The 25,004-nt window shown below is 69.6% G+C and carries 24 protein-coding genes; 14 read left to right on the top strand and 10 right to left on the bottom strand.

The annotated features are described in order from the left end of the window. Both V5E28_RS42845 and V5E28_RS42850 read right to left on the bottom strand, forming a co-directional pair. Positions 1–1,104: a trypsin-like serine peptidase gene (locus V5E28_RS42845; protein ID WP_336215776.1), complete on the bottom strand. Its 1,104-nt coding sequence runs from the start codon at positions 1,102–1,104 to the stop codon at positions 1–3. Positions 1,105–1,429: 325 nt separating this feature from the next. Beyond that, positions 1,430–2,551 carry a trypsin-like serine peptidase gene (locus V5E28_RS42850; RefSeq protein WP_336215777.1) on the bottom strand — a complete coding sequence of 374 codons (1,122 nt, stop codon included), beginning with the start codon at positions 2,549–2,551 and terminating at the stop codon, positions 1,430–1,432. Between the two features lie 283 nt (positions 2,552–2,834). Between V5E28_RS42850 and V5E28_RS42855 the strand changes: the two genes are divergently transcribed. From V5E28_RS42855 to V5E28_RS42875, 5 genes are all read left to right on the top strand, one after another. Further along, on the top strand, positions 2,835–4,274 hold the full coding sequence (locus V5E28_RS42855; protein ID WP_336215778.1) for an acetyl-CoA synthetase: 1,440 nt from the start codon (positions 2,835–2,837) through the stop codon (positions 4,272–4,274). A 99-nt stretch (positions 4,275–4,373) separates the two neighbouring features. Continuing rightward, positions 4,374–4,631, top strand: a complete 258-nt coding sequence (locus V5E28_RS42860) for a DUF6364 family protein (protein WP_336215779.1) — start codon at positions 4,374–4,376, stop codon at positions 4,629–4,631. Positions 4,632–4,638: 7 nt separating this feature from the next. Continuing rightward, a complete protein-coding gene (locus V5E28_RS42865) occupies positions 4,639–5,043 on the top strand; it encodes a type II toxin-antitoxin system VapC family toxin (RefSeq protein ID WP_336215781.1) in 405 nt (134 codons plus the stop codon). A gap of 43 nt (positions 5,044–5,086) precedes the next feature. After that, on the top strand, positions 5,087–5,998 hold the full coding sequence (locus V5E28_RS42870; RefSeq protein WP_336215783.1) for a hypothetical protein: 912 nt from the start codon (positions 5,087–5,089) through the stop codon (positions 5,996–5,998). A gap of 83 nt (positions 5,999–6,081) precedes the next feature. Then, positions 6,082–7,038 (top strand): zinc-binding dehydrogenase, encoded by a 957-nt coding sequence (locus tag V5E28_RS42875; RefSeq protein WP_336215785.1) that lies wholly within the window; start codon positions 6,082–6,084, stop codon positions 7,036–7,038. A gap of 217 nt (positions 7,039–7,255) precedes the next feature. Here the strand turns inward: V5E28_RS42875 and V5E28_RS42880 are convergent, their stop codons facing one another. The 6 genes from V5E28_RS42880 to V5E28_RS42905 form a co-directional block, all read right to left on the bottom strand. Then, positions 7,256–7,411, bottom strand: coding sequence for a hypothetical protein (locus V5E28_RS42880; protein WP_336215786.1), 156 nt, complete (start codon positions 7,409–7,411; stop codon positions 7,256–7,258). After that, the gene (locus V5E28_RS42885) at positions 7,408–8,127 is read right to left on the bottom strand and encodes a PadR family transcriptional regulator (protein ID WP_336215787.1); all 720 of its coding nucleotides are present in this window, start codon (positions 8,125–8,127) and stop codon (positions 7,408–7,410) included. Before V5E28_RS42885 ends, V5E28_RS42880 begins: the two co-directional genes overlap by 4 nt. Continuing rightward, positions 8,124–8,969: a DUF4097 family beta strand repeat-containing protein gene (locus V5E28_RS42890; protein ID WP_336215789.1), complete on the bottom strand. Its 846-nt coding sequence runs from the start codon at positions 8,967–8,969 to the stop codon at positions 8,124–8,126. The genes V5E28_RS42885 and V5E28_RS42890 overlap by 4 nt, the downstream gene beginning before the upstream one ends. A gap of 50 nt (positions 8,970–9,019) precedes the next feature. Next, positions 9,020–9,202 carry a DUF6104 family protein gene (locus V5E28_RS42895; protein WP_336215790.1) on the bottom strand — a complete coding sequence of 61 codons (183 nt, stop codon included), beginning with the start codon at positions 9,200–9,202 and terminating at the stop codon, positions 9,020–9,022. A 154-nt stretch (positions 9,203–9,356) separates the two neighbouring features. Continuing rightward, complete coding sequence (locus V5E28_RS42900) at positions 9,357–13,037, bottom strand: multifunctional oxoglutarate decarboxylase/oxoglutarate dehydrogenase thiamine pyrophosphate-binding subunit/dihydrolipoyllysine-residue succinyltransferase subunit (RefSeq protein WP_336215791.1); 3,681 nt, start codon at positions 13,035–13,037, stop codon at positions 9,357–9,359. A 204-nt stretch (positions 13,038–13,241) separates the two neighbouring features. Next, on the bottom strand, positions 13,242–13,886 hold the full coding sequence (locus V5E28_RS42905; RefSeq protein WP_336215793.1) for a B3/B4 domain-containing protein: 645 nt from the start codon (positions 13,884–13,886) through the stop codon (positions 13,242–13,244). A 74-nt stretch (positions 13,887–13,960) separates the two neighbouring features. Here V5E28_RS42905 and V5E28_RS42910 point away from each other — a divergent pair, with 74 nt between their 5' ends. After that, positions 13,961–14,545: a winged helix-turn-helix domain-containing protein gene (locus tag V5E28_RS42910; RefSeq protein ID WP_336215794.1), complete on the top strand. Its 585-nt coding sequence runs from the start codon at positions 13,961–13,963 to the stop codon at positions 14,543–14,545. Next, the gene (locus tag V5E28_RS42915) at positions 14,542–15,816 is read left to right on the top strand and encodes an MFS transporter (RefSeq protein WP_336215795.1); all 1,275 of its coding nucleotides are present in this window, start codon (positions 14,542–14,544) and stop codon (positions 15,814–15,816) included. Before V5E28_RS42910 ends, V5E28_RS42915 begins: the two co-directional genes overlap by 4 nt. 3 nt (positions 15,817–15,819) lie before the next feature. Here V5E28_RS42915 and V5E28_RS42920 read toward each other — a convergent pair whose 3' ends face one another. Next, a complete protein-coding gene (locus V5E28_RS42920) occupies positions 15,820–15,951 on the bottom strand; it encodes a hypothetical protein (RefSeq protein WP_336215797.1) in 132 nt (43 codons plus the stop codon). A gap of 373 nt (positions 15,952–16,324) precedes the next feature. Between V5E28_RS42920 and V5E28_RS42925 the strand changes: the two genes are divergently transcribed. Together V5E28_RS42925 and V5E28_RS42930 are read left to right on the top strand one after the other, a co-directional pair. Beyond that, the gene (locus V5E28_RS42925; RefSeq protein WP_336215798.1) at positions 16,325–17,395 is read left to right on the top strand and encodes an MBL fold metallo-hydrolase; all 1,071 of its coding nucleotides are present in this window, start codon (positions 16,325–16,327) and stop codon (positions 17,393–17,395) included. Positions 17,396–17,410: 15 nt separating this feature from the next. Beyond that, positions 17,411–17,983 carry a TetR/AcrR family transcriptional regulator gene (locus tag V5E28_RS42930; protein WP_336215799.1) on the top strand — a complete coding sequence of 191 codons (573 nt, stop codon included), beginning with the start codon at positions 17,411–17,413 and terminating at the stop codon, positions 17,981–17,983. A 2-nt stretch (positions 17,984–17,985) separates the two neighbouring features. Here V5E28_RS42930 and V5E28_RS42935 read toward each other — a convergent pair whose 3' ends face one another. Further along, complete coding sequence (locus V5E28_RS42935) at positions 17,986–19,020, bottom strand: NAD(P)H-dependent amine dehydrogenase family protein (RefSeq protein WP_336215801.1); 1,035 nt, start codon at positions 19,018–19,020, stop codon at positions 17,986–17,988. A gap of 203 nt (positions 19,021–19,223) precedes the next feature. On the opposite strand from V5E28_RS42935, the gene V5E28_RS42940 reads away from it, so the two are divergent. The 5 genes from V5E28_RS42940 (at position 19,224) to V5E28_RS42960 (ending at position 25,002) form a co-directional block, all read left to right on the top strand. Then, positions 19,224–20,096 carry an SDR family oxidoreductase gene (locus V5E28_RS42940; protein WP_336215802.1) on the top strand — a complete coding sequence of 291 codons (873 nt, stop codon included), beginning with the start codon at positions 19,224–19,226 and terminating at the stop codon, positions 20,094–20,096. A gap of 180 nt (positions 20,097–20,276) precedes the next feature. After that, positions 20,277–21,434: an ROK family transcriptional regulator gene (locus V5E28_RS42945; protein ID WP_336215804.1), complete on the top strand. Its 1,158-nt coding sequence runs from the start codon at positions 20,277–20,279 to the stop codon at positions 21,432–21,434. Positions 21,435–21,446: 12 nt separating this feature from the next. After that, a complete protein-coding gene (locus tag V5E28_RS42950) occupies positions 21,447–22,931 on the top strand; it encodes a sugar ABC transporter ATP-binding protein (protein WP_336215806.1) in 1,485 nt (494 codons plus the stop codon). Beyond that, positions 22,931–23,959, top strand: coding sequence for an ABC transporter permease (locus tag V5E28_RS42955; RefSeq protein ID WP_336215808.1), 1,029 nt, complete (start codon positions 22,931–22,933; stop codon positions 23,957–23,959). The genes V5E28_RS42950 and V5E28_RS42955 overlap by 1 nt, the downstream gene beginning before the upstream one ends. Beyond that, positions 23,956–25,002: an ABC transporter substrate-binding protein gene (locus V5E28_RS42960; protein ID WP_336215810.1), complete on the top strand. Its 1,047-nt coding sequence runs from the start codon at positions 23,956–23,958 to the stop codon at positions 25,000–25,002. The genes V5E28_RS42955 and V5E28_RS42960 overlap by 4 nt, the downstream gene beginning before the upstream one ends. Positions 25,003–25,004: the final 2 nt, after the last annotated feature.

Consider the following 25,004-nt stretch of genomic DNA (forward strand, 5'->3'; position numbering starts at 1 on the left):
CTACGTCACATTTGCCGGAGTGGTCTGTGCGGCGGCGTGGCGGTAGACCTCGCCCGTGACGACGCTGAAGTAAGGGGAGGACACCGCGTCGAACTCGCCCTTGGCGTCTCTGTTCCAGGTCAGGCTGTTGACGCCGATCAGGCTGCCGAGCTTCTGGGCCGCCTGCCAGTTGAACAGCCAGGGGCCGCCGCTGGCACCCTTGCTGAAGTTGCAGGGGGCCAGCTGGACGCCGAAGTCGAGGTCGAGGCCGGGGGCGACGGCCTTGCGGGTGCTGCCCACGCAGGACACCAGCGCCTCGCCGGTGAACGGGCGGGTGCCGTCGGGCTGCGGGCCGGCCGCGTAGCCGAAGGCGTCGATCCTGCTGACCGGGTGCTTCCTGCTGAGCTCCAGGCCCTGACCGCCGACGTTGTCCTGCAGCTTGCCGACGTCCTTGGCGACGTAGCCGTCGCCCTGCTTCTCCCAGGTGAACCCGCGGTGCACGGTCACGAACGCGTAGTCGTAGTCGTAGTCGTTCTTGCCCGGCCAGTCCTCGTGCATGCTGATCGAGGAGCCGACGTAGATGCCGTCGGGCGTGGTGCCGTTGGCGCCGGGGTTGGGGACGAAGATCCAGAACTGGGCGGCGCTGCCCTGCCGCGGGTCGTAGGCGCAGTGCCCGGCCGTGGCGACCACACTGTGGTTCTTGGCCGCGACGGCGCTGGCCGAGCACCAGTACTCCTTGTCGCCGAAGCGGAAGAAGACCTTCCCCATGGTCCTGGCGGCGCCCTTCTGCGGCGCGGCGGGCGCCACCGCCCGCGAGCCGAGCTGCGCGGCTGCGGCCTGGCTCGGCACGTTGACGGCGCCGGCCGAGGAACCGGTCGGGGCCGGCGCGGCCTGCGAGCCGGGCGTGGCGGGGCTGTAGCTGTCGGCCTTCTTGAGCCGCTCGGGCTTCCAGTAGTCGGCGACCTTCTGCACGTCGGCCTTGGTCTTGGCCAGCGACACGGCGTAGACCTTGCCGGCCGCCGAGGCGTCCGCGGTCCCCGTGAAGGCGGTCCCCATGAGAGCAGGCGCCATCAGCAGCACGCCGCTGAGTGCGGCTGCCGCCAGGTGCCTGGCTCGGGGGATCATGAATTGCCTTTCTGGGGTGTAAGGATGGATTTTTCCAGATCAACTGCCTGTATTGCAGCCCGGATGGAGATTTGTTATCGGATCAAGCGTGACGTGCGTCCCATAAGGGCCATGTCAAGCATGCTGCTGGCATACCTGGCATTGACCCTATAGGGCGGGCTCGGCCGCAGGTCGGACGGCCTGTCCCGACGGTGAACGGACGGTTCTTTCGCCGGCGGCTTTCGCGGCTGCGCCGATCTCAGTTGATCTTCGTTCGACGCCGATGCCATTCGGGATCAGGGCGGCCGAAGGCCCCGGTCCGGCGGACCGGGGCCCCATCCGCGGGTTACGGCATGTTGCCGGTCCAGCGATTGGCGGCGGCCTTGTAGACCTTGTAGGTGTCGGTGTTGAAGTACGGGGACGAGATGTGGTCGTAGCGGTCGTTGCCGTCGGTGTCCCACGCGACGCTGTTGACGCCGATCAGGTAGCCGGTGCGGCTCGCGCTCTTGTAGCTGTAGAGGAACGGTCCGCCGCTGGCGCCGGCGGTGAAGGAGCACTTGAAGCCGACGTGCTCCTGCAGGTTGTACTTCGGCGCTGCGGGCATCGGGGTCGTCTTGCCGTAGCACCACTTCATCGTGCGACCGGTGAACGGCGTGTCGCCGTCGGGGTGCTCGCCCGCCGGGTAGCCGAAGGAGAACACCTTCGCCTTGGTGCTGCGGTTCCAGGTGAAGCCCTGGCCGCCGACGTTGTCACCCAGGCGGCCGGCGTTCTTGACGGTCCACTGCCACTTGCCGTTGACCTTCTCCCACTTCACCTTGATGCCGTTGTAGACGTTGACGAACGCGTAGTCGAAGTCGAAGTCCTCCTTCACCACGAAGTCGTCGTGCGCATTGAACGTCTTGGCCGCGTAAATGCCGTAGGGCGCCTTGCCGTCCCAGACGTTCTTTCCATCCCAGTAGGACGGGATGAAAATCCAGTTGGTGTAGAAGGTGTTCTTCTTGATGTCGTAGACGCAGTGCGCCGAAGTGGCCACGAGGTTGCGGAACTTGCCCTGCACTGAGCTCGCCGAGCAGTACCTCCAGCTCTTCGGGTCACGCGGGTCCGTCTTCGGCAGCGTGAAGAACACGCGGCCGACGGTGTTGGGCAGGTTGACCTGCTTGCTCTTGACGCTCTTCGTCTTCTCCTCGCCGATCGGGGGGACGGATCCGGGCGGGCCGTCGGGGGCGGAGTTGCCGCCCCTGACGCCCTTGGAGCGTGCGTCGATGCTGTCGTCGTGGTCGCTGGCCTGCTTGATCCGCTCGGGCGTCCAGAACTGGATGGCCTGCTCGGCGGGGGTCGCCGCGTTCTTCGACACGACGTCTGAGGGTGCGGTCGCGCTCGCCGCGGTGCCGCTCACCAGTCCGGTGGCCAGTCCGATGGCCACGAGGCCCGCGAGGGGGATCGCGATGCGCCTTGCTCGGGAAAACATGGAGCTCCTCTCAGTTCTCGGCGGCCCAGAGCGGGGTGCTGCGCCCCGGTGGGCCAGGAAAACGTTGGGAACGTTAATGAATGGCGCAACCGGTCGGCCAGGAAACGACGGGAAAAAGCATGGTCCGGTTCCGTTCCGTTATGAAAATAGCGAGATCGCATGTATTACTAAAAAGCATCTGCGCAGGTGGGATGCACTGTAATTTATCGCAGACAACAGCGGTAACAGTGATTATCAAACGCCACTTCTTATCAACCGAATGTTGTTCTGGTTAGATGGTCGTATGGATTCACGCACCCCCTGCCTCATTGGCGCCGCCCAGCACACCGTTCGCGAACAGCCCGGCCCCGAGCCGCTCGATCTGTGGGAGGAGACGGCACGCGCTGCCGCCCGGGAGGCCCGGCTCCCGGTGCGGAGCCTCGACTCGATCCAGATCGTCTACACCGACTCCTGGCAGTACGACTCTCCGACCGGCCGGCTCGCCGAGCGGCTCGGCGCCACCCCGCGCCACCACTCCTACTCCAAGGTCAGTGGTACGGCGCCGCAGCTGCTCATCGGTGAGGCCGCCGCCAGGATCGCGGCGGGGGAGCTCGACTCGGCCCTGATCACCGGGGCTGAGGCGCTGGCCACCCGCCGGGCCTACCGGCAGGCGGGCGAGCGGGTGCCGTGGAGCCATGCCGCCGATCCCAAGCCGCCCTACGGCTGGGAACGACCGCCGCACCCCGCCGAGCTCGCGCACGAGCTGTTCCTGCCGGTGCACACCTACGCGATCATGGAGACGGCCCGGCGGGCGGCCCGTGGCCTGACCGTCGAGCAGGAGATGTGCGACCGGGGCCGCATGATGGCGCCGATGACCGAGGTGGCCGCCGCCAACCCGCACGCCTGGCGGCGCACCCCACGCACGCCGGAGGAGCTGGTGAAGGGCAACAGGTTCGTCGGCTGGCCGTACACCAGGAACACCGTGGCCGTGATGGAGGTCGACCAGGCGGCGGCCGTCATCCTGGCCAGCACCGAGCTGGCCGACCGGCTCGGCGTGCCGCGCGACCAGCGCGTCTACCTGCGGGGCTGGGCCTACGCCGAGGACACCTGGGAGGTGGCGGCGCGGCCCGCGCTCGGCGCGTCGCAGGCCATCGCCGAAGCGTCCGCGTCCGCGTTCGCGCGGGCCGGGCTGGGGCTGGACGACATGCACGCCCTCGACCTCTACAGCTGCTTCGCCATCGCGCTGCGGCAGGCCTGCGACGCGATCGGACTGGACCCGATGGACCCACGAGGTCTCACCGTCACCGGAGGCCTGCCGTACGCGGGCGGTCCGGCCAGCGACTACGTGCTGCACTCCACCGCCACCATGGCCGGGCTGCTGCGCGCCCAGCGGGGCCACGGCCTGGTCACCGGGGTGGGGATGCACCTGACCAAGCACACCTACGCCGTCTGGTCCAGCGAGCCGGGGGGCACGCTGGGGGGCGGGGACCCCGTCTTCGCCGCCGAGCCGGTGCCCATCGCCGCCGCCCATGAGGGGCCCGCCGTGGTGGCCGGCTACACGGTCGCGCACGGCAGGGACGGGGCGCCGCAGAAGGGCATCCTCGTCGTCGACCTGCCGGCCGGTGGGAGGGCGTACGCGCACGTGACGCGGGAGGACCTGATAGCCGACGCGGAGTCCCGTGAGCTGGTCGGGCAGGCCGTCGAGCTGGTGACCGACGGGAAGGTCAATGTGGCGAGTTGGTGAGGTGGCAAAGAGGCTGCAAAAATTGTGACGGCGTGGCTACTATCCGCTGTTGACATTTTTATGTCGGCGGCGGACGCTGGAGTCATGCGGAGGACCACGGTGCGCATCGACGAGACGCTCCTTAACGAGGCGAAGGCGTACGCGGCACGACACGGACGCAGTCTCACTTCAGTGATGGAGGATGCCTTGAGGCAACTGCTCAACCGCTCCACAGAAGCCGCGGAGCGGCCCCCCGTAGTCCTTCCCCTGTCCGGCGACGCCACAGGGCCGAAGCTGACATGGGCGGAGATCAAGGAAATGTCGGAGCTCGATGACATCGAGCGCGTCTTCGGTGGAGCGCGGCATGCGGATGCTTGACGTAAACATGCTGGTCAACGCCCAGCGCAGGGACATGGAGCACCATGAGCCCTGTCTCGCCATGCTCAGGGAGCTGCTCGGCGGCGATGAGGCGTATGCAGTCAGCGACTTTGTCATCAACGGCTTCGTGCGCATCGTCACCAACCGCCGTATGCCGGGCGCCACTACCTTCGAGACGGCCAGACAGTTCGCCGACAGTGTCAGAAACCAGCCGCACGCGGTCATGGTGCACGCAGGTGACCGGCACTGGGAGATCTTCACCAAGCTCTGCCGCCAAGCCGGAGCGACCGGCAACCTCATCCCCGACGCCTACCTGGCCGCGCTCGCCATCGAGCATGGTTGTGAATTCGTGACCTGCGACAAGGACTTTGCCAGGTTCGAGGGCTTGCGCTGGCGGTCCCCGCTCAACTGAACTGGGTCCGAGGCACAAGCCTCACTACCCGGCGAGGTTCGTCGTGGCCGATCAGTTCGACGTCATCGAGGTTGGCGAGCGCGGCCGCCGCCGATGGACCGGGCTGGCGGTGGTGCTGGTGCTGGTGGGCGTCCCCGTCATCGGCCTGCTCGCCAGCCGTGAGCCGCCGCCCGAGCCCGCGCCGCAGCCGGCTCCCATCCAGTCCCTCACCAGAGTGGACAGCGCGCCCAACGTCCTGCAGGCGCCGGGGAAGCACACCGGTGACATCGAGATCCTCGACGTGGTGTTCCCGGACGGGCAGCGGGCGGAGGTGCGCTACCCCGCGGAGCTGGACCTCGACCGGCTGGGGTCGCGGCCGTTCCAGGGCGTGTGGGTGGGCGGGCACTACCGCCAGCTCGTCGCCCCCTACAACGGCGAGATCGAGGTGACCAAGGGCGGCCAGCCGATCAGGAAGTTCGCCCCCCACGTCACGCTCTGGCCGCGCCAGCCCGGCAGCGGCTCCTACGGCCAGGTGCTGCTGTTCGCGTTCGGGTCCTGGCGGATGGCGATGTACGACCGCCAGGAGGGGCTGGACTTCGACGACCGGATGGCCCTGGCCGAGGGGCTGAGCGGCGACACCGAGGACGGTTACCTGGTGCTCTCGGGGCCGGACCTGAAGACGGCGACGGAAACGGCATCGAACCTGGAAACGGACGCGGTCCGGCTCGCGCGGCCGGGCGAGAACGCGATGGGGGATCCGGCCGGGCCGCAGCTCTGGTTCGGCGGCGGCGCCAGCGACATGGTGATCCTGATCCCGACGCCCGGCTGCAAGGACGTCAGCACACTGCCGCGCGGGATCAGGGGGCGCGGAACCCCGGTCAGGGACGTGTGCAGGAGTGGCGTGCGCATCGCCGTGCTGGGCGACGACAGGTTCGTCAGCACCGCCCTCGACAGGATCAGGGTCAAGCTGAAGTGAGTCGCCGACGGATCCCCGGCGGTGATCGGGGTGGAAGTGAAGCGGTCGGCGGGATCCTGGCCGGGCTGAAGTAAGGTGCGGCCATGTTCGCCGTTACCGCCACACAGACCGACCCCGACAACCCTCTCGCCGGGCTGACGCTCGGCGAGCACCCGGAGCCGAAGGTTCCGGACGGATGGACGACCGTCTCGGTGCGGGCGGCCGCGCTCAACCATCACGACCTGTGGACGCTCAAGGGCGTCGGCATCAGGCAGGACCGGCTCCCGATCGTGCTCGGCTGCGACGCGGCGGGCGTGGACGAGGACGGCAACGAGGTCATCGTGCACGCCGTCATCGGCGCGGGCGCCGACGAGACGCTGGATCCGAAGCGGTCGCTGCTGTCGGAGCTGCACGACGGCACGTTCGCCGAGCGGGTGGCAGTGCCGCGCCGCAATCTCGTGCCCAAGCCGGCCGCGCTGAGCTTCGAGCAGGCCGCCTGCCTGCCCACGGCCTGGTTGACGGCCTACCGCATGCTGTTCGACAAGGCCGGGCTGGAGCCGGGCTCGACCGTGCTCGTGCAGGGCGCCGGCGGCGGGGTCGCGACCGCGCTGATCGCGCTCGGCAGGGCGGCCGGCTATCGGATCTGGGCGACCAGCCGGTCGGAGGCCAAGCGCGAGCGGGCCACCGAGCTCGGCGCCGACCAGGTCTTCGAGTCGGGCGCGCGGCTGCCGGAGCGGGTGGACGCGGTCATGGAGACCGTCGGCCAGGCCACCTGGGATCACTCGCTCAAGTCGCTCAAGCCCGGCGGGCGCATCGTGGTCTGCGGCGCCACCAGCGGCGCGGCCCCGGCGGCCGACCTGAACCGTGTCTTCTTCCTGCAGCTGTCCGTGGTCGGCTCCACGATGGGCACCCGCGACCAGCTCCAGCGCCTGGCCGTCTTTCTGGAGCAGACCGGGCTGCGGCCGGTGATCGACAGGACGCTGCCGCTGGCCGAGGCCCGCGACGGGTTCGCGGCGCTGCACGAAGGGGACGTCTTCGGCAAGATCGTGTTCACGAGCTGAGGCGTCCTCAGGGCGGTCGTATCACCTGGGGGGCGCGTCATGGCGTCCAGCCTGTCGGCCCGGAAACGTCACGCCCGTGCAGGCTGGGTGTACGGGCCGGCGGCTGGGCGGCCTGCGCAGGCCGCCCAGCGGCGTGGACGAGCGCGGCTGAACGGCGAGGCGTGGCGCCCGCCGAGATCCTGCGGACGCCCGAGCGGGAGCTGCTCGGCGTCCGCGCTCACGCCGCGCCTGCTGGAGCGATCACGGTGCGTGCCGACCGTCTGTCGTGCGCGCAGGGCCGCTCAGGAGCCGGAGCCGGCTCTTCGGTGGCCGCCCGGTCCTGCCGCTGGGGGACCAGACGCTGCATCGGGGGGCGCAGGCCGTAGCGGATCATGACCGGAGGGTGTCGCGGATCCGTGCGGCGGCCTCGTCGAGCGTGACGCGCAACTCGTCGAGCTTCTCGCGGGTGATGCGGGCGTCCGACGCCTCCTCGCGCACCTGGGCGACGAAGTCGGCCAGCACCCCGCCCAGCTCGTTGTCGAGCTCCCGCCGGCTCGCCGGCGCACCGCCCACCGTGCTCCAGACCTCGGCCCAGATCCTGCGCCACTCGCCGCTGAGCCGCTCGCCCTGGTCCTGCCACTGCTGGGCGTGCTCGCTCCACTGGCGCCGCTGCTGCTCCTTGAGCCGCTGGAAGTCGTGCATCTGCTGGTCGCGGGTGCCGGTGCGGACGTCCTTGGCCATCCGGGTCAGCTCCTCGCGGAGCGACTTGACCGTGTCGCGTACGTCCTCCTTGACCTCGCGGGCGATGTCGCGCACGGAGGCGGAGATCTCCTCCTCCAGGTCGTCGAGCTCGTCGAGGCGGGCGTTCAGCTCGGCGCGGCCCTTGTCGGTGATGGAGAACACCTTCTTGCCGTCGATCACCTCGTGGGTGACCAGGCCCTCCTCCTCCAGCCGGGCCAGGCGCGGGTAGATGGTGCCGGGGGAGGGCGAGTAGACGCCGAGAAAGCGGTCCTGCAACAGCCGGATCACCTCGTAACCGTGGCGCGGGCTCTCCTCCAGCAGCTTGAGCAGGTACAGCCGGAGCCGGCCGTGACCGAAGACGGGGCTCATTCCTTCTCTCCCTTGAGCAGCGTGACGTCGCCGGAGACGGTCGTCGCCGTCAGGGACGCCATGCCGCCGCCAAGCCGGCCCGACATCGACTTCGTGCCGGGACCGCCTGATTTGGATATCTCGTCGAACGCGCTGACCAGCCGCCCGGAGGTGGATCTGACGGCGATGTCCGCCTGCGCGCCGTTCGGCAGCCTGACCAGGATGGTCCCGGAAACCGTGTTGAGCGTCACGTGACCGGTGGGCTTGAGCCGCAGATCCGCGGTGATGCGCCCCGAGATCGTGTTGGCGCGCAGCCTGCGCGGGGTGCCGCCGGCGACCGTGAGCTCGCCGGAGACGCTCTTGAACGACAGGTCGCCGTCCATCGCCCGGCTCTCGACGGCGCCGGAGGCGGTCGTGGCGCTCACCTCACCGCTCACACCGTCGAGCACGATCTCCCCGGACACGCTCCTGACCTGGGTCATCCGCTCGAACCCGGCCACCACGGCGGAGGCGGAGACGACCCCGGCGTTGACCTTGCAGTGGCGGGGCACGGCGAGGGTCGCCACGGTCTTGCGCCGGTCGCGCCGCAGCCAGCCGAGCAGGCCGTCCCAGGTGAGGTCCTTGTAGGTGACGCTGAGCTCCTTGCTCTCCTCGTCGTAGGTCACCAGGAGCGGGGAGTTGGACTCGAACTCGGCGACCTCCAGCGTCGGTGGCCCGTCGCTCGCCAGCACGGCCAGCTTTCCGGCGACGATCCGCACGTCGAGGGAGTCCACCGGCCCGAATGTGAGCTGTTCGGGCCCCTCGATCGTCCACTGCTGCATGTTCGGTCCGCCCTTCTGCTGATACGTCCCTAGAACAGACACGATATGTCGCGTCTGTCGAAAACTCAAGATGTATCGCGTTTTGGTGGCGATCAGTCCTCGTCGTCCTCGTCGTCGAGCCGGGCGAGCCAGGTGGCCAGCCGCTCGACCGGGGTCTCGAACTCGGGATTGAGATCGACGAACTCGCGCAGCCGCTCACCCAGCCAGAGCAGGCTGACCTCCTCCTGGCCCCGCCGCTCGACCAGCTCCTCGATCCCCCGATCGGTGAAGTACATCGTGCTCCCTCCGTGTTCGCTCGCGCGGCCGCGCGATGAGGCGGCGGCCGGAATCCAAATCTGACTTTAGCCAGGGCCCGGTGCGGATCGGCCGGGCGGTGAACGCGGTAAGCCCCCGCCGGGAGGCGGGGGCTTACCGGGGGACGTGCTCGAATCAGCCGAAGATCTGCTTCAGGATCTCCTCGAGCTCGGCGTCGTGGGCGGCGTGGGAGCCGGCCGCGGGCGAGCTGTTGGCGGGCCTGGACACGCGCCGCAGCGGGCGGCCGCCCAGCAGTCGCGGGTCCTCCGCCAGCTTGAGCGTGAGATAGGGCCACGGTCCCATGTTGACCGGCTCGTCCTGCGCCCAGACCAGCTCCGCCTGCGACCCGTAGCGGGCCAGCTCGGCGTTGAGCTCCTCGGCGGGGTAGGGGTAGAGCCGCTCGAGACGGACGATGGCGACATCGTCGCGGCCCGAGCTCTCGCGCCCGGCGAGCAGGTCGTAGTAGACCTTGCCGGAGCACAGTACGACCCTGGTGACCTTGCCGGGGTCCACCGTCGTGTCGCTGATCACCGGCTGGAAGTTGCCGGAGGTGAAGTCCGCCGCCTTGGAGGTGGCCTTCTTGTGACGCAGCAGCGACTTCGGTGTGAAGACCACCAGCGGCTTGTGCCTGCCGGACTCCACCTGCCAGCGCAGCAGGTGGAAGTAGTTGGCGGGCGTGGACGGCTGCGCGACGGTCATGTTGTCCAGCGCGCAGACCTGCAGGAACCGCTCGATGCGGGCCGAGGAGTGGTCGGGACCCTGGCCCTCGTAGCCGTGCGGCAGCAGCAGCACGACTCCCGAACGCTGGCCCCACTTCTGCTCACCGGACGAGATGAACTCGTCGATGATCGTCTGTGCGCCGTTGATGAAGTCGCCGAACTGCGCCTCCCACGCCACCAGGGCGTCGGGACGCTCCACGCTGTAGCCGTACTCGAAGCCGAGCGCCGCGAACTCGCTGAGCAGCGAGTCGTAGACGTAGAACTTCGTGGTGTCCTGGTTGAAGCTCTTGAGCGGGGTGTGCTCCGCCCCTGTCACCCGGTCCACCAGCACGGCGTGCCGCTGGGTGAACGTGCCGCGCCGGGAGTCCTGACCGACCAGGCGGACCGGATGCCCGTCGATCAGCAGCGACCCGAACGCCAGCGTCTCGCCCATGCTCCAGTCGATCATGTCCTGCTCGACCATCTGACCGCGGCGCTGCAGCACCGGCGCCAGGCGCGGGTGCGGCGTGAAGCCCTCGGGCAGGTTGAGCTGGGTGTCGACGATGCGCTTGAGCGTCTCGTCGGTGATCGCGGTGGGCGTGTCGTCGTGGGACCACTTGACCACCTCGGTCGGCGGCACCCGCATCGCGCCCGCTTCGAGCGGCTTCTTGGCCGCCTCACGGGTCTCGGTGAACGCCTGCTCCAGCTTGGCCTGATAGTCGCGCAGCGCCGACTCGGCCTCCTCGACCGTGATGTCGCCCCGGCCGATCAGCGCCTCGGTGTAGAGCTTGCGGGTCGAGCGCTTGGCGTCGATCAGGTCGTACATCAGCGGCTGGGTGAAGGCGGGGTTGTCGCCCTCGTTGTGGCCGCGGCGCCGGTAGCAGATGAGGTCGATGACGAAGTCCTTGCGGAACGTCCGCCGGTACTCGTAGGCGAGCTCGCCCACGCGCACCACGGCCTCGGGGTCGTCGCCGTTCACGTGGAAGATCGGCGCCTGGATCATCCGGGCCACGTCGGTCGCGTAGACCGAGGACCTGGAGGACGCCGGCGAGGTGGTGAAGCCCACCTGGTTGTTGACCACCACGTGCACGCTGCCGCCCGTGCGGTAGCCGCGCAGCTGCGACAGGTTGAGCGTCTCGGCCACGACGCCCTGGCCCGCGAAGGCCGCGTCGCCGTGGATGAGGACCGGCAGGACCGTGAAGCCCTCCTCGCCGCGCTCCAGCAGGTCCTGCTTGGCGCGGACGACACCCTCGAGCACCGGGTTGACCGCCTCCAGGTGCGACGGGTTGGCCACCACGGACGCGGCGATCGTCTTGCCGCTGCGTGCGGTGAACGTACCGGTCGCGCCCAGGTGGTACTTCACGTCACCCGAGCCGTGCGCGGTGCGCGGGTCGAGGTTGCCCTCGAACTCGCCGAAGATCTGCCCGTAGGACTTGCCGACGATGTTGGCCAGCACGTTGAGCCTGCCGCGGTGGGCCATGCCGATGACGACCTCGTCGAGGCCCTCCTCGGCGGCGTCGCTGATCACCGAGTCGAGCAGCGGGATCAGGGACTCGCCGCCCTCCAGCGAGAAGCGCTTCTGGCCGACGTACTTGGTCTGCAGGAAGGTCTCGAACGCCTCGGCCGTGTTGAGCCTGCTCAGGATGTTGAGCTGCTCGTCACGGGCCGGTGAGGCGTGCGGCTTCTCGACGCGCTCCTGGATCCAGGCCCGCTCCTCGGGATTCTGGATGTGCATGTACTCGATGCCGACGGTGCGGCAGTAGGAGTCACGCAGCACGCCCAGGATCTCGCGCAGCTTCATCAGCGCCCGGCCGCCGAAGCCGCCGGTGGCGAACTCGCGCTCCAGGTCCCACAGCGTCAGGCCGTGGGACTGGATGTCGAGGTCGGGGTGCTTGCGCTGCTTGTATTCGAGCGGGTCCGTCTCGGCCATGAGGTGCCCGCGCACCCGGTAGGCGTGGATCAGCTCGATCACGCGAGCGGACTTCGCCACGTCGTCGTCGTGCGAGGCCGAGATGTCCTGAACCCACCGGACCGGCTCGTACGGGATCCGCAGCGCCTCGAAGATCTCGTCGTAGAAGCCGTCCTCGCCGAGCAGCAGCCTGTGGATCGTGCGCAGGAAGTCACCCGACTGGGCGCCCTGGATGATCCGGTGGTCGTAGGTGCTGGTCAGCGTCATGACCTTGGAGACGGCCAGGCGCGAGAGCGTGTCGGGGGAGGCCCCCTGGTATTCGGCGGGGTACTCCATCGCGCCCACGCCGATGATGGTGCCCTGACCGGGCATCAGGCGCGGCACGCTGTGGACGGTGCCGATGGTGCCGGGGTTGGTCAGCGAGATCGAGGTGCCGGTGAAGTCGTCCACGCCCAGCTTGCCTGCTCGGGCCTTGCGTACGACCTCCTCGTAGGCCATCCAGAACTGCCGGAAGTCCATCTCCTCCGCGCCCTTGATGGAGGGCACGAGCAGCTGGCGCTCGCCGTTGCTCTTCTGGACGTCGATGGCCAGGCCCAGGCCGACGTGCTCCGGCTTGACCAGGGTCGGCTTGCCGTCGACCTCGGTGTAGGAGTAGTTCATCTCCGGCATGGCCTTCAGCGCCTTGACGATCGCGTAACCGATCAGGTGCGTGAAGGAGACCTTGCCGCCGCGACCCCGCTTGAGGTGATTGTTGATCACGATGCGGTTGTCGATGAGCAGCTTGGCCGGGATGGCCCGGACGCTCGTCGCGGTCGGAACCGTCAGCGAGAGGTCCATGTTGGCGGCCGTGCGCGCCGCCGCCCCGCGCAGCTTCACCTCTTCGGCGCCCTTGGGCACCGGGGTGGATGGCTGCTTGGGCTTCTCGGTGGGCACCTTGGCAGATGGGATGTCAGTCGCAGGCTTAGGGGGAGCAGGCGCCGCTGTTGGCGGCGCCTTGGCGGGTGCGGGCGCGGTTGCAGTGCCGTTCGCCGCCTCCCTGGCCGGGGTGCGGCCCGGTCCGTAGTCAGGGTTGTAGTCAGCGAAGAAGTTCCACCAGGCCTTGTCAACAGACTCGGGATCCTGGAGATACTTCTGGTACAGCTCGTCGACAAGCCATTCGTTCTGACCAAAGCTTGCCAGCGGGTTTGTCCGCGACGACTCAGACGACACGGCGGAAATCGCCCTCTTCCGCAGATCGGCGTTGATGTTAGAGAACCTGTCCAAGGCTACTCGCCCAGACCGGCAGCGCGCGCCGGGGAGGCTATGACGCCACGCTCGATCCTCTCAGGAGTGTCCAAAGAGGTCACGCCCGCCTAGTCAATCCGGGTGTGCCCGAAATTATTACCGTTTGGTATCAACAGTCCGGCGGCAGGTTTACTTCCCGCCCAGCACGAGCCGGCTGGCGATCCGCACCTCCGGCGAGAAGCGTGCCAGCAGGTCCGCCAGTTCCTCGCCCGCCTCCTTCAGCTCCTCAAGGGACAGCGGCTCCAGCCGCTCCAGCAGGAAGATCGCGTTGGTCGTCTCCTCGGTGAGGCGGGTGCGGGCCACCTGGCGCCAGTTCCACCTGCGGCAGGTGACGCCCACGTCGTCGCGCCAGATCACCTCGCCCTGCTCCGGCTGCCCGAGCGCCTCCTCCGACGCCTCGTCGCCCACCGCCCTGATCAGCCGCGCCGGGCCCACGTAGCGGTCGAGGTCCTCGCCGCCGATGGGCAGCGCGTGCTTGACGCTGATCGCGTTGTAGGCGTCGACCGCCCGGTTGATCTCCGGCAGGGGCAGCCTGCGGGTCAGCGCGTCGACGGACGGCCTGGTCCGCTGCGGCTTGGCGCCGAAGGCGCGGTAGGCGTCCTTCCAGGCGTCGATCTTCTCGGGTTGCGAGGCCTGCTCCGCGGCGGCGGCGAGCAGGGCCCGCGAGGCGTCGTCGGTGGGCCCGTTGCGCAGGCCGTGGGCCGTCATGGCGAGCACGGCGAAGTCGGGACGCAGCGCGAAGACGGCGTCGTCCACCCAGATGTCGTCAAGCATCCGTCCAGTTTACGAGTCCGTTGATTCGCAAAATTCCCTTTGCAAAATTGTCTTTGCGGTCTATCGTGATCGGTATGGAGGAAGTCTTCAAGATCAGTGATCCGCGGGTGCTCAAGGTGGTGGCGCATCCGCTGCGGGTCCGCCTGCTGGGCCTGCTGCGCGCCGACGGTTCCGCGACCGCCAGCGAGCTCGGGCGCCGGGTGGCCGAGAGCTCCGGCTCGACCAGCTACCACCTGCGCGAGCTGGCCAAGTTCGGCTTCATCGAGGAGGACCCCGAGCGGCGGGACGGCCGGGAGCGCCGCTGGCGCGCCCGGCACCTCTACACCTCCTGGGACAACGACGAGATGTCGGCCACGCCGGAGGGCCGGGAGGCCGTCAAGATCATGCAGCTCCGCCAGGTGGCGGTCCTGGAGCAGGCGATCCAGGACCACGACGTCGCCGACTGGCCGGCCGAGTGGCTCATGGCCGCGGGCATCAGCGACCACTTCGTCCGGCTGCCCGCCTCGGCGGTCCACGAGCTGACCGACCGGGTCGATGACCTGCTCCGCGAGCTCACCGCCCGCCACGCCGGAGCGCCGGACGCCGAGCAGGTGCACATCTGGCTGGCAGGCTTCCCGCGTGTCCGCCCGTCCGGTGAGAACCAGGAGGAGAACCGGTGACCGCTCGCTCGGCGTTGCGCCGCTACATGCTGATCAGCTTCCTGACCTGGCTGCCCCTGGGCCTGATGATGGCCGTCATGGTCCTGCTGATGGCCGAGCGAGGTCTCAGCCTGGCCCAGATCGGCCTGTGCACGACGGTGTTCTCGATCGTCACCATCAGCCTGGAACTGCCCACGGGAGGCCTGGCCGACGTGCTCGGGCGGCGCGTGGTGCTGGCCGCCTCGGCCGCGTTCACCCTCGTCGCGCTGGCCCTCATGGCGTTCTCCACCACGATCTGGATGTTCCTGGTGACCTGCGTGATCAAGGGCGTGGGCAGGGCGCTGTCCAGCGGCCCCGCCACCGCCTGGTACGTCGACACGCTGCACGAGATCGAAGGTCGCGACGCGGACCTGAAGCCGGGCCTGGCCAGGGGCGGCGCGATGGAGTCCGCGGCCCTCTGCGTCGGCGTGCTGGCGGGCGGTTTCACGCCGCTCCTGGTGCCCCCGAGCGTGCTGCTGCCGCTGGCCGCGCCGCCCCTCATGGGCGCGGCGGCCGCCGGCGTCCTGCTGGTCGTGGCGGTGTTCGCGCTGCCCGAGCCGTCTCACCGGCGCCGCTCGCTCGGCTCGGTGCTGCGCGGCGTGCCGGTCACGGTCGCCGAGGGCGTGCGGCTGGCGACCGGAGGTCCGGTGCTACGCCGCCTGATGCTCGCCGCCGCGGGGGCGGGCGTCGCGCTGACCGCAGTCGAGTTGCTCACGCCCGGACGGCTGGCCGAGCTGGCGGGTACGGCGGAGCGCGGCAGCACCGCCTATGCCGTGGTCGCGGCACTCGGCTTCGCGGGCAGCGCCGCAGGCAGCGCCCTGGCTCCCCGGGTGGCACGCCTGATGGGCGGCTCGGTGCGGGGCGCGATCGCGGGGACCGTGCTCACCGCGCTCTCGGTCGGCTCGCTGGCCGCCACGGCGGGGCTCGACGGCCCGGCGGGGCTGGCGACCGCCGCGCTCGCCTACGTCGTGCTGTTCGGCGGGCTCGCGGTGGCGAGCCTGTTGTGCCTGGAGATGACCCACAACGCGGTCGAGGCCGCCCAGCGCACCACCATCACCTCGACGAGCTCGCTCTCGCTGCAGGCCGGCGGCGCGGTGTCCAACCTGGTGTTCGGCGTCCTGGCCACCGGGGCCGGCACGGCCGCCGCCTGGTGGCCGGCCTCGGCCGTGATCCTCGCCTCGGCGCTGCTGTTCGTCCGGATGCCCGTGGCGCGCCGCCCCCGGCCCGCCGTGGTCCCCAGCGAGCCCGTGTAGCCCTCACAGGCTCCAGTCGAGCACCGGCCCCACCGGGACGATCCCGCTCGGATTGATGTTCGTCTGGGTGACGTAGTAATGGCGCCTGATGTGGTCGAAGTCGGTGGTGTCACGGAAGGCCGGGATCGCGTACAACCTCCTGGCGTACGTCCACAGCGCCGGATAGGCACGGTGTAGCGGCCCTGATAGCCGGGGTCGGTGGCCAGGTAGAGCTCCGACAGATACTCGCCGCCGGGCACCCGCCAGCCCTTCTCGTCGCGGATCGGGTCCACGATCGTCACGTCCAGCAGGCTCTCCAGGCCGAGGAGCGCCCGGACGATCAGCACCCGCTGCGCCCACGGGCAGGCGTAGGAGGCGTACAGCCGGGTAGCGGCCTGGCTCGGGCGGACCGAGCCGGTCGGTGAAACGGTTCGGCTGCCTGACGAAACGCCCGTCGGCGGCCATCTCGCGTCCCGTTTTCATCACCCCAGTAGAACATGGTTCGGGAACTGCGGGCAGAATCTCGGGCATGGCGAAGTTCGTGGTGACCCCGTCCAACGAAGACCAGCGCGCGGCCTGGGCCGGCGGCACGATCCCGGAGGTCGAGCGGGTGCGGCCGGGACTGTGGTCGGTGCCTGTGCCGATCCCGGTGAACCCGCTGCGTTACGTGCTGGTCTACGCGCTGGAAGTCGACGACGGCGTGGTCATCGTGGACGCCGGGTGGAACACCGACGAGGCCTACGACGCGCTCGTCGCCGGTCTCGGCGTGGCCGGCTACGCGATCACCGACGTGCGGGCCGTGCTGGTCACCCACATCCATCCCGACCACTACGGGCTCGCCGGGCGGATCCGTGAGATGTCGGGTGCGTGGATCGGGCTGCATCCCGCCGACGCGAGCCTCGTGCACGAGCGCTATGACGAGAGCGCCATCGAGTCGCTGGTGAGCAAGGAGCGGGCGCTGCTCGACCGGTGCGGCGTGCCCGCGCAGACGCTGGACGAGCTGGCGGGCGCGTCCATGATGATCAGGCACATGGTGTCGATGGCCAAGCCGGACCGGCTGATCGAGGACGGTGACCGGCTCGACCTGCCCGGGTGGGATCTACGTGCCATCTGGACGCCCGGGCACTCGCCGGGCCACCTGTGCTTCGTCTCGCCCTCCAGGAAGCTGCTGTTCTCGGGCGACCACGTGCTGGCGAAGATCACGCCGATGGTGGCGGTGCACCCGCAGTCCGCGCCGAACCCGCTGGCCGACTACCTGGACGCGCTGGCGGCCGTGCGCGAGCTGGACGTGGAGGAGGTGCTGCCCGCGCACGAGTACAGGTTCCTGGAGCTGCGGGAGCGCGCCGACTACGTGATCGCGCACCACGGTGAGCGGCTGGCCGAGATCGAGCGGGTGGTCGCCGCCTCGGACGGCGTGACCTGCTGGGAGGTGGCCACCAAGCTGACGTGGTCGCGGCCCTGGGAGTCGATCCCGCCGTTCATGCGGCGCGCGGCCAACAACGAGACGCTGGCGCACCTGGTGTGGCTGGAGTCGCGCGGCAGGGTGCGCCGGGTGCCGGGCGACCGGGACCTGTGGATCACGCCTCAGGCGGGCGCCTGAGCTACGCTGCCGCGCATGGGGAACCGGGAAGACCTGCTGGCCGGGGCCAAGCAGTGCCTGCGGGACAAGGGTTACGACCGCACCAGCGTGCGTGACATCGCCTCCGCGGCCGGGGTCAGCATGGCAGCCATCGGCTACCACTACGGGTCGCGGGAGGCGCTGCTCAACCAGGCACTTTTCGAGATCCTCGACGACTGGGGCGACACCCTCGGGCGCGCCCTCGTCCCGCAGGCGGGCGGCTCGGCGGTGCGGGCCTACGAGCGGATGTGGGACGACCTGCTGGGCCAGGCCAAGGCCCACCCGGATCTCTGGCTGGCCACGGTCGAGCTGTTCATGCAGGCCCAGCGGCAGCCGGAGCTTCGGCCCCCGCTCGCCGAGGGCATCGGGCAGGGGCGCCGGGGCATGGCGGCCATCCTGGAGAGCGTGCCCGAGGACGAGGTGTCCGAGCGCTCGGCCCGCACGCTCGGCATGGTCCAGGCCGCCCTGATGAGCGGCGTGATCGTGCAGGTCCTCAGCGACCCCGACAACGCGCCCACGGCGGCCGAGGTGCTCGAAGGGCTGCGTGCCCTGACGAAGGTGCTCGGCTGACCTCAGGCGAGGCGGACCAGGCCGCGGCCGGTCGGCAGGGGCAGGTCCAGCAGGGTGCGGATGCCCGGCGGGGCGGCGCACACCGACGGGATGGCGTTGACCGCGTGCGCCGCCGCGGCGGCGAGCCCGTGACTGACCTCCCCGACCGCCATCGACATGTGCGGCACGCCCTCGATGTGGAGCGCGAAACCGGGCTCCGCCCAGCGTTCGGTCCGGGCGGAGTCGGCCTTGTAGACGACCTCGACGGTCATGAAGGGGCGCCCGCGCGCCATGCCGGAGAAGACCCATCGGGACGCGCACACCGTGCCCTCGCGCACCAGCCCGGCGGCGATCTCGAACTCGCCGGCCGCCAGCGCGAACTCGTCGGTCTCCTCCACCTCGTCCAGCCGCACGTCCAGCGCGTCGGCGACCAGCTGCACGCTCTCGGCGAAGAGCATGCGCTGGAAGGCGCGGTACGGCCGGACCGTCGTGGCGTAGTCCTTGGCCGTGCGGGTGAAGCCGACCAGGTCCACGACCACCTGGCGTGACGGGTGCCCCCGGAAGTCGGACGACTCGCGTACGTAGATGTGGTCCACCCGGGACGACAGGCCCGTGAGCGCCAGCGGCAGGAAGTCGCTCATGAAACCGGGGTTGACCCCGGTGCCGTGCAGGGTCGTGCCGCCCTTGGCGCAGGCGGCCTCGATGCTGTCGACGACCGAGGGGCCGTAGGCCTTGGGATAGACGAAGCCGGTGGTGGTGATGACGTTCTTGCCCGAGGCCAGCAGGGCGCAGATGGTCTCCAGGTCCGCGGCGTGGTTGGTGCCGAAGTAGGAGGCGGGCAGCGGCATGTGGAGGACGCAGTCGGCGTCCATGGCCATGATCCGGTCGGCGTCATCGGTGCACACGATCCCCGTGGGGGACAGCCCGGCCAGCTCGCCCGCGTCCTTGCCGACCTTGCCGGGGTCGTAGACGAGGACCCCCGCGAGCTCCAGCCCCGGCCTGCTGATCACGCTGCGCAGCGCGTGGCGGCCGATGGCGCCGGTGGCCCATTGGACCACGCGAAGAGGACAACTTACGGGCATGTCCGGCCTCCCGGCCCGGGGTGGAGGGCGGATGGGTGGGGGGAACGCCGCCCGTGCGGGGCCCAGAACTCTAGCAGAAGAAGAACCGATCGATCACTATCCGCGACGATCATTCGCTCTGCCTCCCGGCCGGGTTATTGTGCTCGTACTAGAATGTTGTTCTCCTGGCTGGAGGTTCGATGCTTCGGTTCGATGACAGGGTCGCGATCGTCACAGGAGCTGGGCACGGCCTCGGCCGTTCGCACGCGCTCCTGCTGGCCGACAGGGGCGCCAAGGTCGTCGTCAACGACCTCGGCGGGGCGCTCGACGGCAGCGGCGCGTCCACGGGCCCGGCCGCGGAGGTGGTCGAGCTGATCACCAAGAACGGCGGCCAGGCCGTCGCCAGCACCGACAACGTCGCCACCCCCGAGGGGGCCAGGGCGATCGCGCAGGCCGCGGTCGACGCGTTCGGCAGGATCGACATCGTCGTCAACAACGCGGGCATCCTGCGCGACAAGTCGTTCGGCAAGATGACGGTCGAGGACTTCGACAACGTGCTGGCCGTGCACGTCCGCGGCTCCTACCTGGTCAGTCAGGCCGCCTACCCGTACATGAAGGAGGCCGGTTACGGGCGGGTCGTCAACACCTCCAGCCCGGCCGGCCTGTTCGGCAACTTCGGCCAGGCCAACTACTCCACCGCCAAGATGGGGCTGGTCGGGCTGACCAAGACGATCGGCATCGAGGGTGCGCGCAACGGCATCAAGGCCAACGCGATCGCGCCCATCGCCTGGACGCGGATGACCGAGTCGCTGCTGCCGGCCGAGTTCGAGGCCAAGTTCACCTCCGAGCGGGTCAGCGCGCTGGTCGCCTATCTGGTGCACGACTCGTGCGAGGCCAGCGGCGAGGTGTTCAGCGTGGGCGGCGGCCGGGTGGCGCGGGTGTTCGTGGCCGAGGGGCCCGGCTGGAAGACCGACGAGATCACGCCGGAGACGGTGGCGGACAACTGGGAGTCGGTCATGGCCGAGCAGCCCTACGTCCTCACGGCGGCCGACTCGATGAAGGCGATGCTCTAGCGGAGCGGCTCACCAGGGCGGTGGGATCACCTCGACCAGGGGGTGTCCCACCGCTTTTTCGTGCCGCAAAACCCCTCAGACAGCGACATATCAGGCTTTGTTCGATTATCGGCGGAAGTTGGGGGAGTTTGATCGGCTCACACTCTTGAATTGTCGGTTGTGTGATCTTATTGTCGCGGCATGACCCCCGCTCCGGGCTCGCCCGGCGATGTCCTGACGCTGATCAGCGCAGGCTCCGCGACGACCCGCTCCGACCTCGCCCGGCTCACCGGCCTGGCCAGGTCCACGATCGCCCAGCGAGTCGACGCGCTGATCGAGCGCGGCCTCGTCGAGGAGACCGAGAGCGGCGAGTCCACCGGCGGCCGCCCGCCCCGCCAGCTCCGCCTGCACACCGAGCAGCACGCCTTCGCCGGGGTCGACCTCGGCGCCACGCACTGCCGGATCGCGCTGATGGACATGTCCGGCGAGGTACTGGCCTCGTGCGAGGACCAGCTGCTGATCGGAGAGGGGCCGGAGACGGTCCTGGCGCACGTGGACGGGCGGCTCGACCGGCTGCTCGCCGAGGCCGGACGGCCCCGGGCGGCGCTGCGGGCCATCGGCATGGGCGTGCCGGGCCCGGTCGAGTTCGCCACCGGCAGGCCCAACAACCCGCCGATAATGCCCGGCTGGAACGACTACCCGATCCCCGACTACTTCGACGGCGCCGAAGTCCTCGTCGACAACGACGTCAACGTCATGGCCCTGGGCGAGCAGCGCAACGCCTTCATCGGCATCCGCCACCTGCTGTTCGTCAAGGTCGGCACCGGCATCGGCTGCGGCATCGTGGCCGAGGGCAGGCTGCACAGGGGAGCGCAGGGCTCGGCCGGCGACATCGGCCACATCCGGGTCAGCGGCCACGAGGAGGCCGGCTGCCGCTGCGGCAACAGCGCCTGCCTGGAGGCCGTCGCGGGCGGGGCGGCCGTCGCGCGCAGGCTCACCGAGCTGGGCATCGCCGCCGAGTCGGGGGCCGACGTCGTCGCGCTCGTACAGGCGGGCAACACCCAGGCGCTGCGGCTGGTCAGAGAGGCCGGCCGGCTCATCGGCGAGGTGCTCGCGAGCCTGGTCAACTTCTTCAACCCCGAGGTCATCGTCATCGGCGGCGCGCTGTCCAGGGTCCACGAGCACCTGCTCGCCGGCATCAGGGAGACGGTCTACCGCCGGTCGCTGCCGCTGGCCACGCACCATCTGTCGATCGTGCCGAGCCGGACGGGGATCAACGCCGCCTCGCTCGGCGCCGGAATACTCGCGATCGAGCACTACCTGTCACCCGACAACATCAACCGCATCGTCAACGCCTGAGAGGGGGCCCCGATGCTCGTCATGAGAGGGATCGTCAAGCAGTTCCCGGGCGTGCGCGCGCTGGACGGGGTGAACCTGGACGTGCGGGCAGGCGAGGTGCACTGCCTGCTCGGCCAGAACGGCGCCGGCAAGTCCACGCTCATCAAGGTGCTCGCCGGCGTCCACCAGCCGGACGAGGGCACCATCGAGTTCAACGGCGCGCCGGTGCGCCCGTCGAGCCCCAACGACGCCATCAGGCTCGGCTTCGCCACCATCTACCAGGAACTCGACCTGGTCGACGGGCTCAGCGTGGCGGAGAACATCTTCCTCGGCCACGAGCACGCCACACTCGGCTTCGTCAACAGGTCGGCCGCCAACCGCGCCGCCCGCCAGGTGCTGGAGCGGCTCGGGCACGGGGAGATCCGCCCCTCCACCGAGGTGGGACGGCTCTCGGCAGCCGCCAAGCAGGTCGTCTCGATGGCGCGGGCGCTCTCCCACGACGCCCGCCTGATCATCATGGACGAGCCGTCGGCCGCCCTGGCCCACGACGAGGTGGCCAACCTCTTCCGGATCATCCGGGAGCTCACCGGGCAGGGCGTGGCCGTCGTCTACATCTCCCACCGGCTGGAGGAGATCCGCGAGATCGGCGACCGGGTCACCGTGCTGAAGGACGGCCGTACCGTCGCCGTCGGCCTGCCCGCCCGCGACACCCCCACCTCGCAGGTCGTCTCGCTGATGACCGGCCGGAACGTCGAGTACGTCTTCCCGCCCAGGGCGGCCAACCCGCCCGGCGAGGAGGTGCTGAAGGTCGAGGGGCTCACCTCGCCGGGCGCGTTCGCCGACGTGTCCTTCTCCGTCCGCGCCGGCGAGATCGTCGGCCTGGCCGGACTGGTCGGCTCCGGCCGCTCGGAGATCCTCGAGGCGGTGTACGGCGCGCGCCCCGCGTCCGGCCGCGTCGAGCTGTCAGGGCGGCCCGCACGGCGCAACGTCGTGGCCAACGTCAGGCGGGGCATGGGCCTGGCCCCCGAGGAGCGCAAGGCCCAGGCCCTGCTGCTCGACCAGAGCGTCACCGCCAACATCACGCTGGGCAGCCTGCCGGGCTTCGCCAGGCTCGGCTGGATGAACCGGGCCCGCGAGCGGGCCGAGGCGCACCGGCTGGTGAAGGCACTCGACATTCGGCCACCCGACCCGGAACGGCCGATCAAGAACCTGTCGGGCGGCAACCAGCAGAAGGCCGTGCTGGCCCGCTGGCTGCTCGGCAGCCGCAAGCTGCTCCTGCTCGACGAGCCGACCCGCGGCGTGGACGTGGGCGCCAGAGCGGAGCTGTACGCGGTCATCCGCGACCTGGCCGACCAGGGGATCGGGGTGCTGCTGGTCTCCAGCGAGGTGCCCGAGGTCCTCGGCCTCGCGGACCGCGTGCTGGTGCTGCGCGAGGGATCGGTCATCCACCAGGCGGACGCCGGCGACCTCGACGAGCACCGCGTGCTCGACATGATCATGGATGGGAGAGCGGCCTGATGAGCGACCCCGGAAGACCGCCGGCGGCAGTCCCGGAGACAGGCGGATCCGCGCCTCCAGCGGCCGCGTCACGCAACCCGCTGAGCATGCTCGGCGAGGCCCGGCACCTCGGCCTGCTGGTGGCGATCGGCCTGCTCGTCATCGTCGGCCTGGTCACCAGGCCGGACAACTTCGCGACCACCTCCAACCTGGTGAGCATCCTGTCGCTGGCCGCCACCATCGGCGTGATCACCGTCGGCGCGACGTTCGTGATCATCGGCGGGGGCATCGACCTGTCGGTCGGCGCCATCATGGCGCTGGCCTCGGTCTGGGCGACGACGTTGGCCACGCAGGAGTTCGGGCCGTTCGTCATGGTGATCTGCGCGGTCCTCGTGGGCACCGGAGCCGGCCTGGTCAACGGGCTGCTCATCGCCTACGGGCGGCTGGTGCCGTTCATCGCCACCCTCGCCATGCTGGTGGCGGCGCGCGGGCTGGCGCAGCGCATGTCCGACCGCAAGACCCAGCTCATCCAGAGCGGCAACGCCGCCATCGTGGACCTGTCGACCACGCGGCTGCTCGGCATCCCGCTGCTCGTCTACATCTTCGCGCTGGTCGTGGTGCTCGGCTGGATCCTGCTCAACCGCACCACCTTCGGCCGCCGCACCTACGCGGTCGGCGGCAACCCGGAGGCGGCCAGACTCGCCGGGATCGACGTCCGCAAGCACACCATGCTGCTCTACGCGCTGTCCGGGCTGTGCTGCGGCATCGCCGCGGTGCTCATCATGGCCCGCACCACCACAGGCTCGTCCACCCACGGCGACCTGTACGAACTCGACGCCATCGCGGCCGTCATCATCGGCGGCACCCTGCTGACCGGCGGCCGGGGCACGATCATCGGCTCGATCCTGGGCCTGCTGATCTTCACCCTCATCACCAACCTGTTCATCCTCAACGGGCTCAACACCAGTGACCAACTGATCGCCAAGGGCCTGATCATCGTCGTCGCCGTCCTTCTCCAGCGACGGAATCTGAAGGAGAGAGCACCATGAGCAACAACGTCGCGCGCAGGGGATTCCTCGTCGGCGGTGCCGTCCTGTTAGCCGCAGGCTGCACGAGCAACGAGCCGGCCGAGACCCCGGCCACCGCCGCCACCGCGCCCGTCCCGGCGGCGAGCGGCAACGACCAGCCCGGCACCAAGGTCGTCATCGGCTTCTCCGCGCCGGCGGCCGACCACGGCTGGATCGCGGCCATCGCCAAGAACGCCGAGGCCACCGCCAAGCTGTATTCGGACGTCGAGTTCAGGCCCGTCGAGCCGACCAACGACATCAACCAGCAGATCTCGGCCGTCGAATCGCTGATCGCGGCCAAGGTGAACGCGCTGGTGATCCTGCCCAACGACGGCCAGCAGCTCAACCAGGTCGCCCTGCAGGCCACCAACGCCGGCATCCCGGTGATCAACCTCGACCGCGTCTTCCCGGACAAGCTCGCCTACCGCACCTGGGTCGGCGGCGACAACTACGGCATGGGCGTCGCGGCCGGGCACTACATCGGCAAGGCGCTGAAGGACAAGGGCGTCGCCAACCCGGTCATCGTGGAGATCCAGGGCATCGCCACGCTGCCGCTCACCCAGGACCGCAGCAAGGGCTTCGAGGACGCGCTGAAGACGTACGGATTCAGCGTCACGGCCAAGCAGGACGCCAAGTTCACCGTGGAGACCGGCAACCAGGTCGCCGCGAGCCTGCTGCAGGCCCACAAGAAGATCGACGCGCTCTGGAACCACGACGACGACCAGGGCGTCGGCGTGCTCGCCGCGATCAACGAGGCCGGTCGCGACGAGTTCATCATGGTGGGCGGCGCCGGCTCGGCCAACGCCATGAAGGAGATCCAGTCGGGCACCTCGGTGCTGAAGGCCACGGTCACCTACAGTCCCACGATGGCCTCATCGGCGATCAAACTCGCTCGCCTGATCGCCCAAGGCAAGGGCATGAGTGACCTCGTGGAGAACCAGGTTCCGCAGTCCATCACGCTCGCATCCGAGACCATTACCAAGGAGAACGTCGAGAAGTATCTGCCACTTGGTTTCGAATCCTGATC

The organism is Nonomuraea sp. LPB2021202275-12-8 (assembly GCF_037044575.1).
Taxonomy (GTDB): domain Bacteria; phylum Actinomycetota; class Actinomycetes; order Streptosporangiales; family Streptosporangiaceae; genus Nonomuraea.